Genomic DNA, 9,033 nt, shown 5'->3' with positions numbered 1-9,033 from the left:
GCGGCGGGCCCCCCCCCCCCCCCCCGGCCCCCCCCCCGGGGGGGGGGCCCCCCCCCCGGGGGGGGGGCGCCCCCGGCCCCCCCCGCCCCTCCCGTGTGCGGTGGTCACAGCCGTGAGGGCACATTTGCGGGCGTTCCGACCTTCGGCCGGAGAGGCGGCCGTGACCGTGCTACGGATGGATCCGTTCCCCGACGGTCTCTCCTCCTGGAATCCACATGCTGACGTTGTTCCTCGTTCTCATCGTCCTGATCGCCATGGTCGGCGGCGCCCTGCTGGCCGTGGGAAGGTTCCGCGTCGACGACGAATCCTCGGGGGGAGCCGTCAGCGTCGTCGTCGCCCCCTGCGTGCTCGCGCTCTACCTCGCGTCGGCGGCGATGGGGGTGGTCATCGGCTGGGAGAACTTCACCGGGGCCGGGGACGGGGTGACCGCCGAGGTGGGCGCGGCCGAGTCCCTGTACTGGAGCACCGCCGCCTTCCCCGAGAACGAGGCGGAGGCGGTACGCGAGCAGCTGCGCATGTACATGACCGCCGTCGCGGAGAAGGACTGGCCGCTGATGCGCGGCAGCGGCGAGCTGAGCCCCGAGGGCGAGGAGGCGCTCGCCGGCCTGGCCGCGTCCGTGCGTGAGCTGTCGGTGTCCGACACCGGCGACGGCCTGGACCGCCTGACCGCACGCCAGGAGCTCGCCGAGCTCAGCGACGCGCGCATCGAACGCGCCGACGCCGCCGAGGACGGGATCCCGTCCCTCCTGAACGCCATCGCGGCCCTGTCCGCCATCGCCGTGGCGGTGCTGCCGTTCGCCATGATCCGGCGGGGCTCGTCCGTGGCCTACTTCTGGGCCGCGGCCAACCTGGTGTTCGTCTTCGCCACCATCCTGCTGCTGTTCTACCTGGGCAACCCGTTCAACGGCGCCCTGGCCCACGACGCGGGCGCGATCCAGGAGTCGCTGGCCGGGTTCGACCGGACCGACACCGCGCTCAGCTCCCAGTAGCGGGTCCGGGACCCGTCTTCGCGCCCGCGGGCGGCCGGCCCCCGGCCGGTCAGCTCGCGGAGCGCGCGGCGGCGCGACCCGCGCCCGTGGCGGCCACGGCGATGACGACCATGAGCACCACCATGGTGCGCATGGGCGTGAAGGCGCCGGCGGCCTGCGGCGCCGCGGGCGCCGACATGTCCGCCAGCACCCGACCTCCGGCCGCCTCCTCCACCGCGGGCGGGGCGGACGGGGACGGGGAGGGCGCCGCGGGGTCGTCCGCGCGCTCCTGCCCGGGGACCGGCGGTGCGGCCGGGGGCTCCTGGCCCGGGCCCGCCGGTTCGGGCGGCGGCACCTCCCCGGGCTCGTCCGGGACCGCGGGGGCGGGAGCGTTCGGGGCCTCGGGAACCTCGGTCTCCGGGGCCTCGGGAGGGACCTCCTCGTGCGACGGGGGAGCAGGCTGCTCCGGGGCCCCGGGCCGCGGCTCGCACGGCGGCGCCTGGCCCGCGCGGACCACCACCCGCACACCGTTCGCGCACACCAGGACGTACGGCTCGGGGGAGACCTCGACCAGCGCGCCGGAGGTCTCCACCCGGACCCCGGCGGGGCCCGCCTCCACACGGGAGGTTCCGTCGTCCACGACGACACCCGGGCCCGTGTCCTCCACGAGCACGTTCGGCGGGGCGGCCGGCGGGCCGTCGTCCAGCGCGAACGCGGACGAGGCTCCGCAGGCGCACAGGAGCGTGCTCGCGGCCAACAGGACGGAGGGGAGACGACGCGAGGGGGACATGTGACCCATCGTATCCATGGTGGGCCGTGGAGTGATCACGCGTGGTCGTGGGTCCGTGTACGGGGACGGTGGCCGGGACGCCGCGTCCGCGACCGCGCTCTCAGGGCGAGTGGAGCCGCAGGACCGCGTGTTCGGCCCAGTCCGGCGGACGTGTCAGCCGGGAGACCAGCATCATCGTCGCGAAGGCCAGCGGGATGGTCCACGCGGCGGGCTGGGCCAGCAGCACCGACATCCATCCGTCCGGGGTGGGGAGCAGTATCGACCATCCCACCGCGCCGGTCGCGGTCACCGTGCCCACGGTCAGCCCCGAGGCCGCTCCGGGCAGCGTCAGCCTCCGCCACCAGATGCCCAGCACCAGCAGCGGACAGAACGTGGAGGCCGCCACCGTGAACGCCCACACCACGAGCACGTTGATGTCGATCATCTGCGCGGGCAGCGCCAGCAGCACGGCCACGCCCGCTCCCACGACCACCGCCAGGCGCAGCCGTGGCACGCTCCCCTGGAACAGGTCGTGCGACAGCCCGCCCGCCAGGGCCAGCAGCAGCCCGGAGGAGGTGGACAGGAAGGCGCCGAACGCGCCCGCCGCCACCAGCGCCGCCAACACCGTGCCCACCGACCCCGGTACCGCCTGCTCGGGCAGCACCACCGCCACCGTGTCGGTGCCCCGCAGCAGGACCAGGTGCGGCGTGAGCACCCGGCCCAGCAGTCCGTACACCGCGGGGAACAGGTAGAACATCCCCAGCAGGGCGATCACCCCCACCGCCACCCTGCGCGCGGTTCGCGCCGTGGGACTCGTGTGGAAGCGCATGATGACGTGCGGCAGGCCCATACAGCCGAGCGTGATCGCCAGCAGGGCGGACCACGTCTCGAACAGCGGATAGCCGCCCACGTCCAGCAGCGGCATGCTCCACCGCTCACCGCCCAGGTCCGGCAGCCCCTCCGGGCGCGGGATGGTCGCGCCCTCGGGGAAGACGTACTCGGTGCCCTCGACCGCGGTGTGCCCGCCGGCGGAGAGCTCCACCTCCCCGCCGTCCGGGGTGGTCACCGTCACCGGCTCGTCCAGGCTGAACCGGGTCCCCACGGTGAACTCCACCGGGGTCGTCTCGGGGAAGTGCGTGCCCCACTCCGGGGTCAGCGCCTCCGCGCGGGTCTGCGGACTGGAGTGCACCACCAGGTAGATCGCGGGGATGGCGAGGAAGGCCAGTTTGACGACGTAGTGGAAGGCCTGCACGTAGGTCGCCGACCGCATGCCGCCGGCGGCGATCGACCCGCTCACCACCAGCCCGGCGAGCAGCACCCCCACCCAGTACGGCGTGCCGCTGACCAGGGCCAGCACCACTCCGGCGCCCTTGAACTGGGGCACCAGGTACAGCAGCATGATCACCAGCACCACGCATCCGCACAGTTTGCGCAGGCGGGGCGCGCCCAGCCGGTACTCGGCGAAGTCGGGCACGGTGAACGCGCCCGACCGGCGCATCGGCCCGGCCACCAGCGCCACCACCGCCACGTACCCCGCGGCGAACCCCACCGCGTACCACATGGTGCCCAGGCCGTTCTTGAGCACCAGCCCGGCCAGCCCCAGCACGGAGGCGGCCGACAGGTACTCCCCCGCGATCGCCATCGCGTTCCAGGTGGGGGACACCCGGCGCGAGGCCACCAGGAAGTCCGAGGTCGAGCGGGCCGCGCGTACCCCGTAGATGCCGATGACCAGGCTGGTGACCAGCACCAGCCCGATCGCCAGGACCGAGGTCACCGTCCCCGCTCCCCGCCCCCGGACACCGGGCGCTCCCGCTCCGCCCGGTCCTCGATGCGCTCGGCCGAGCGCACGTGCCACAGCGCCAGCACGAACAGCAGGGGGTAGACAGCCACCATCAGCAGCAGCCACGACAGGGGGACTCCGCCCAGCCGGACCTCACCGAGTGCGGGGAAGGCCGCGAAAGCGCCGCTCATCCCGAACAGCAACGCCGACAACAGCGCCACCGTGCGCGCCGCCGCCCGCCGCTGGGCGTGGAAGAGCCTGCGCGCCGCCTCGGTGTCCACCGGCTCCGGTATCGGCAGCAGGTGCTGTACGGGCCGGTTGCCCCGGGCCAGCGCGATCCGGGTCTGCGGGCTGGTCAGTTTCTCCCGGCGCGGACTCATGGCGTCTGCCGGAAGGGCTGGTCCTGCTCACCGTCCCGGGACCGGGAGGAGGGAGGTCCCTGCGCGTTCGCGGACCGGCCGAGCTGGTCGTGGCGGGCCGCCTCCAGCAGTTGGGTGCGCAGGTGGCGGCCGTGGCGGCGGCTCACCGGCACGTCCCCGGCCGGGGTACCCGCCACCAGGCCGGACGAGGAGGTCACCCGCAGGTCCCGCACCCACGGGATCGCGATGAGGAACCCCCGGTGGACCCGGACGAACCCCGCCGAGGCCCAGACCTCCTCCAGGTACGACAGCGACAGGCGGATCAGGTGGCCGCCGTCGGCGGTGTGCAGCCGCACGTAGTCGCCCTGGGCCTCCACGAACTGCACGTCGTCGCGCTTGACGAACACCGTGCGCCTGCCCGTGTCGATCTGCACCACGTGCAGGTCCTCGGCGGGAGGGGCGTCGCCGCTGGGACGACGCAGCTGGGCGATGCGGCCCACGGCCTCGGCCAGGCGCTCCGGACGGATCGGTTTGAGCAGGTAGTCCACGGCGCCGATGCCGAACGCCTCCACGGCGTGGGACTCGGAGGCGGTCACGAACACGATGGACGGCGGCTCCGACAGCACACTCAGCACCCTGGCCACGTCCATGCCGTCCAGGCCGGGCATGAGGATGTCCAGGAACGCCGCGTCGATCGTGGTGGTCCCCAGCAGCCGCACGGCCGTGGCGCCGTTGTCGGCCACCAGTACCTCCGCCACCTCGGGCATGTCGCCGAGAAGTGACGCCATCTCCTGGCGGGTGGACGCCTCGTCCTCGACCACCAGCACCCGTAGCTCGGGTTTCACTGCGGCACCACCCCCCTGGTGAATCTGGGTACGCGCACGGTCACCTTCGTGCCCTCGCCGAGCGCGGTCTCGATCACCAGACCGTACTCGGGCCCGTAGACCGCGCGCAGCCTCTGGTCCACGTTGGCCAGGCCGACGCTGCGCGATTCCGGACCCGTGCCCGCCAGCAGGGAACGGGCCAGATCGGGGTGCATGCCGACTCCGTCGTCCTCGATCTCGATCACGCACAGCGGTCCCTCGCCGAACCCCGAGACGCTGATGTGGCCGTGGCCCTCCTTGCGCTCCAGGCCGTGGCGGATCGCGTTCTCCACGATCGGCTGCACCACCAGGAAGGGGATGGCCACCGGCAGCACCTCCGGCGCTATCCGCACGGTGATGTCCAGACGGTCCTGGAAGCGGGCTCTCTGCAGTTCGAGGTAGGTCTGCGTGGCCTCCAACTCCTCCGAGAGCGTCGCGTAGTCGCCCTTCTCCGAGAAGCCGTAGCGCAGGTAGTCGGCGAAGTCCGACAGCAGGTGGCGGGCCCGGTCCGGGTCGGTGCGTACCAGCGCGGCGATCACCGCCAGGGCGTTGTGCATGAAGTGCGGGGAGATCTGTGCCCGGAGCGTGCGCAGGTCGGCGGCGGCGATGCGCGCGCGTGCCCTGCGCAGAGCCGCGTGGTCCAGGCAGTCCGACACCAGCGCGGCGGCCGCCTCCACGTCGACCTCCACGGGGCTGCCCGACGCCACCAGCGCGCCGGACAGTTCGTCGTCCACGGTCAGGGGGACCGCGCACACCGAGGTTCCGTCGGCCAGGCGGCTGCGCGCGTTGCTCCCGTACTCGAAGACCTGGGCGAGCAGGCCCTCGACCTCCTCCGGATCGGGCTGCCTGCCGTGCACGGCGACGGGACCGTCCAGGTCGGCGAGCACGACGCCGTCCACGGCGAGGAGCTGGCTCAGCCGTCGGGCGGCCGAAGGTACCTTCCTGCCGTGCAGTCCGTCCTGGAGGTCGATGCCCAGGGAGTGAACCTGGCGCATCAACTCGACGCTCGCCCGCTGCGCTGACGACGCTGGGCGCCGCCGGGAGGGGGACATCCGCGACAGCCACCGATATGACACGGAACGACCCTATCCCAGCAGCCTGTGTCGACGCTCACGTGGTGGGTGCCACCCTTCGAATCGTGATGTGGGGCGTGTCCGTCCCCGGGCGGGCACAAAGGGCTGGGCCCGCCACCCGGAAGGGATGACGGGCCCGGGAGGGGGCTCGGGGCGGTGGCCGCGCCGGGAGCAGGGCGCTCTCCCGGGGAGTGAGCCACCGATGGCCACCCCGAGCTCGTGGTACCTAGTGCTTGGCCGCCTTCTCCGCACCCGCGCCGGTCAGGGCGCGGACCTGGAGCATCGCGAACTTGTCGAAGTCGCGCTCCTTGGACATCAGCGTGCCGACGACCGCGCACAGGAGGCTGATCGGCACCGACACCAGGGCCGGGTTGGGCAGCGGGAACCAGGCGAAGTCCGCGGTCGAGATGAGCGCGTTCTCACTGCCGGAGACCACCGGCGAGAAGAACACCAGGCCCACGGCGCTGATCAGGCCGCCGTAGATGCCGGCGAGGGCGCCGGCGGTGTTGAACCTCTTCCAGAACAGGCTGAGCAGCAGGGTCGGCAGGTTGGCCGAGGCGGCGATCGCGAAAGCCAGCGCGACCAGGAAGGCCACGTTGAGGTTCTGGGCGAACACGGCCAGGACGACCGCGACCGTGCCGACGCCCAGGGCGGCGAGCCGGGCGACCTTGACCTCCTCGGTGCCCGTGGCCTTGCCCTTGCGCAGGACCGAGTTGTAGAAGTCGTGCGCGATGGAGGACGAGGAGGCGATGACCAGGCCCGCCACGGTGGACAGGATGGCCGCGAAGGCCGCGGAGGCGATGAGCGCGAGCAGGACCGAGCCCGCCAGGTCGCCGCCGATGCTCGTACCGACGGCCTGGGCCAGCTGCGGAGCGGCCGTGTTGCCCGCCGCGTTCTGGGCCGTGATGGCCTCGTGGCCGACGATGGCCGCCGCGCCGAAGCCCAGCACCAGGGTCATCAGGTAGAAGGTGCCGATGAGGCCGATGCCCCAGTTGACCGACTTACGGGCGCTCTGGGAGTCGGGGACGGTGTAGAAGCGGATGAGGATGTGGGGCAGGCCGGCCGTGCCCAGCACCAGGGCCATGCCCAGGCTGATGAGGTCCAGCTTGTTCCACAGGGTCTGCACCGGGTCGCCCGCGACCTCCACGCCGTAGCGCAGGCCGGGCTCCAGGAAGCCCTCCTGGCCGCTGGCGTTGGCGGCGTCGCTCATCAGGGCGCCGAGGTTGAACCCGTACAGCGACAGGGTCAGCACGGTGAGCAGCGCGGCGCCGGCCATGAGGATGACGGCCTTGATGATCTGCACCCAGGTGGTGCCCTTCATGCCGCCGAAGGTCACGTAGACCGTCATCAGAAGGCCGACGACCACGATGCCGACGATCTTGGCGGTGGGGGCGTCCATGCCGAGGAAGGTCTCACCGGGCTGGATGCCCAGCAGCAGGGCGATGAGCGCGCCCGCGCCGACCATCTGCGCCAGCAGGTAGAAGACCGACACCACGATCGTGGAGACCGAGGCCGCGGTCCGGACCGGGCGCTGCTGCATCCGGTAGGACAGCACGTCGCCCATGGTGTAGCGGCCGGAGTTGCGCAGCAGCTCCGCGACGAGCAGGAGGGCGACCAACCACGCGACGAGGAACCCGATGGAGTAGAGGAAGCCGTCGTAGCCGAACAGGGAGATCATGCCGGCGATGCCCAGGAAGGACGCGGCCGACATGTAGTCACTGCCGATGGCCAGGCCGTTCTGGAGCGGGGAGAAGCCGCGGCCGCCCGAGTGGAAGTCGGTCGCGGAACGGGTGTTGCGGCTGGCCCAGACGGTGACGCCGAGCGTGGCCGTGATCATGAGGACGAAGAGGACGATGGTGACGATACGACTGCTGTCGCTGACCGTCTCGACCGCTTCCTGTGCGAACATCATCGGCCGCCCTCCTTCTCCGTCGCGCTGTGGTGGAGCTCGTCACGCAGCTCGACCGCCTGCGAGTCGAGCCTGCGGCGCGCGTAGTTCGTGTACAGGACGGCGATCCCGAAGGTGGAGAGGAACTGCAGGATGCCGAAGACCAGCGCGACGTTGACGTTGCCGAAGAGCACGACGCCCATGACGTCACGTCCGAACGCGGACATCAGCACGTAGAGCAGGTACCACGCCAAGAAGGCGATGCTCATGGGGAAGACGAAGGCGTAGAGGCGCTTCTTGAGCTCGACGAAGCGCGGGTCACCGTGCATCGCGACGTAGGCCTCGCGCGTGATGGGCTCCTCGTCACCCCCGTTGCCACCGGGGGGTGGTGTCGGGTCCTTCGTGGGCCTGTCTGGTGACATTGAAACCTCCGGGGGATTCGGCGGACAGCCGGTGAAGACGATGTTTCGCCGGTGTGACGTGCGTTACTCGGCACTGTAAGGAGGGGCACTCCGCCGCAGGAGGGGGTGCGTGTCCATGCGCGCCGAACGCGGGGGCGGAGCGTCAAACGGTCGCCCAGCGCTCGATGAGCGGTCGGCCCGTGCGGTGAGCGGTCGCCGAGCGGTTCCTCCGCTGGTGCGCGGGTTCGTCCCTGACGCGCGCGGGTCCATACCGCCGGCGGCCGGTGGTCGGTCGGTGGGGAGGGCCACCGGCGCCCCCGGAAGGCGCGGACGGCGCGGGCCGTTGTACCTTGCGCAGCATCACCGCCCGTGAGACCAGGTCGCGCGGGCGCGATCCGTGGGACCCCGGACGAGGTGCGCCGTACCCGGTGAAGACAAGACGGCGCGTTTTCGCACGTACGTCATGGAGGGTACGGGTCATGGCCTGGATTGTTCTGGTGGCCTCGGGGTTCCTGGAGACCGCGTGGGCGACCGCGCTCAGCGCCTCACGGGGTTTCACCCGCCCGTGGCCGTCGGTGGTCTTCGGGATCACCCTGGTGCTGAGCATGGCCGGTCTGGCCTACGCCTTGCGCACCATCCCCGTCGGGACCGGCTACGCGGTCTGGGTGTCGATCGGCGCCGTCGGCACCGCCCTGGTGGGCATGTTCTTCCTCGGTGAGGGCTTCAGCGTGCCCAAGGCGCTGTGCCTGCTGCTCATCGTCGCGGGCGTCGTCGGACTCAAAATCCTGCACTGAGCCCGCGGCCGGGCCGAAGGCCGGGGAGGGGCCCGGGTCCGGTGGCCGAACGGCGGGCGGCCCCGGCGGAGGGGTTCCGCCGGGGCCGCGACGCGGACCCCCTCCACCACGGTGCGGTGGCGTCCCGGTGGGGGACGG

9 protein-coding genes and 1 riboswitch are annotated in these 9,033 nt (G+C 72.1%); of the genes, 2 read left to right on the top strand and 7 right to left on the bottom strand.

Features of this window, described 5'->3' with window-relative positions; genetic code table 11:
* Nucleotides 1–215: 215 nt before the first annotated feature.
* Entirely contained in the window at nucleotides 216–989 is a 774-nt protein-coding gene (locus FYX01_RS02150) for a bestrophin-like domain (RefSeq protein ID WP_150236937.1), read from the top strand.
* Between the two features lie 49 nt (nucleotides 990–1,038).
* On the opposite strand, the gene FYX01_RS27010 is transcribed toward FYX01_RS02150, so the two are convergent.
* The 7 genes from FYX01_RS27010 to FYX01_RS02115 form a co-directional block, all read right to left on the bottom strand.
* Entirely contained in the window at nucleotides 1,039–1,758 is a 720-nt protein-coding gene (locus FYX01_RS27010) for a hypothetical protein (protein ID WP_150236935.1), read from the bottom strand.
* A gap of 100 nt (nucleotides 1,759–1,858) precedes the next feature.
* Nucleotides 1,859–3,511: a sodium/solute symporter gene (locus tag FYX01_RS02140; protein WP_150236933.1), complete on the bottom strand. Its 1,653-nt coding sequence runs from the start codon at nucleotides 3,509–3,511 to the stop codon at nucleotides 1,859–1,861.
* Nucleotides 3,508–3,897, bottom strand: coding sequence for a DUF485 domain-containing protein (locus FYX01_RS02135; protein WP_150236931.1), 390 nt, complete (start codon nucleotides 3,895–3,897; stop codon nucleotides 3,508–3,510). The genes FYX01_RS02140 and FYX01_RS02135 overlap by 4 nt, the downstream gene beginning before the upstream one ends.
* Nucleotides 3,894–4,721 carry a LytR/AlgR family response regulator transcription factor gene (locus FYX01_RS02130; protein WP_150236929.1) on the bottom strand — a complete coding sequence of 276 codons (828 nt, stop codon included), beginning with the start codon at nucleotides 4,719–4,721 and terminating at the stop codon, nucleotides 3,894–3,896. Before FYX01_RS02130 ends, FYX01_RS02135 begins: the two co-directional genes overlap by 4 nt.
* Nucleotides 4,718–5,734: a sensor histidine kinase gene (locus FYX01_RS02125; RefSeq protein WP_150236927.1), complete on the bottom strand. Its 1,017-nt coding sequence runs from the start codon at nucleotides 5,732–5,734 to the stop codon at nucleotides 4,718–4,720. Before FYX01_RS02125 ends, FYX01_RS02130 begins: the two co-directional genes overlap by 4 nt.
* Before the next feature lie 304 nt (nucleotides 5,735–6,038).
* Nucleotides 6,039–7,724 (bottom strand): solute symporter family protein, encoded by a 1,686-nt coding sequence (locus FYX01_RS02120; protein ID WP_150236925.1) that lies wholly within the window; start codon nucleotides 7,722–7,724, stop codon nucleotides 6,039–6,041.
* Complete coding sequence (locus FYX01_RS02115; protein WP_150236923.1) at nucleotides 7,721–8,122, bottom strand: DUF485 domain-containing protein; 402 nt, start codon at nucleotides 8,120–8,122, stop codon at nucleotides 7,721–7,723. Before FYX01_RS02115 ends, FYX01_RS02120 begins: the two co-directional genes overlap by 4 nt.
* Nucleotides 8,123–8,488: 366 nt before the next feature.
* Nucleotides 8,489–8,550: riboswitch (guanidine-III (ykkC-III) riboswitch) on the top strand.
* A 30-nt stretch (nucleotides 8,551–8,580) separates the two neighbouring features.
* Between FYX01_RS02115 and FYX01_RS02110 the strand changes: the two genes are divergently transcribed.
* Complete coding sequence (locus tag FYX01_RS02110) at nucleotides 8,581–8,895, top strand: DMT family transporter (protein ID WP_150236921.1); 315 nt, start codon at nucleotides 8,581–8,583, stop codon at nucleotides 8,893–8,895.
* Nucleotides 8,896–9,033 lie beyond the last annotated feature (138 nt).

It is taken from the genome of Nocardiopsis quinghaiensis, from assembly GCF_008638365.1.
GTDB lineage: Bacteria > Actinomycetota > Actinomycetes > Streptosporangiales > Streptosporangiaceae > Nocardiopsis > Nocardiopsis quinghaiensis.
The sequence above is the reverse complement of the archived record's forward strand: the minus strand, read 5'-3'. Positions and strand labels throughout refer to the sequence as shown.

Excerpts from the sequence above, each read along its gene's own strand:
- FYX01_RS02150 (WP_150236937.1), top strand. The coding sequence starts at position 216 with ATGCTGACGTTGTTCCTCGTTCTCATCGTCCTGATCGCCATGGTCGGC.
- FYX01_RS27010 (WP_150236935.1), bottom strand. The coding sequence starts at position 1,758 with ATGTCCCCCTCGCGTCGTCTCCCCTCCGTCCTGTTGGCCGCGAGCACG.
- FYX01_RS02135 (WP_150236931.1), bottom strand. The coding sequence starts at position 3,897 with ATGAGTCCGCGCCGGGAGAAACTGACCAGCCCGCAGACCCGGATCGCG.
- FYX01_RS02125 (WP_150236927.1), bottom strand. The coding sequence starts at position 5,734 with ATGCGCCAGGTTCACTCCCTGGGCATCGACCTCCAGGACGGACTGCAC.
- FYX01_RS02120 (WP_150236925.1), bottom strand. The coding sequence starts at position 7,724 with ATGATGTTCGCACAGGAAGCGGTCGAGACGGTCAGCGACAGCAGTCGT.
- FYX01_RS02115 (WP_150236923.1), bottom strand. The coding sequence starts at position 8,122 with ATGTCACCAGACAGGCCCACGAAGGACCCGACACCACCCCCCGGTGGC.
- FYX01_RS02110 (WP_150236921.1), top strand. The coding sequence starts at position 8,581 with ATGGCCTGGATTGTTCTGGTGGCCTCGGGGTTCCTGGAGACCGCGTGG.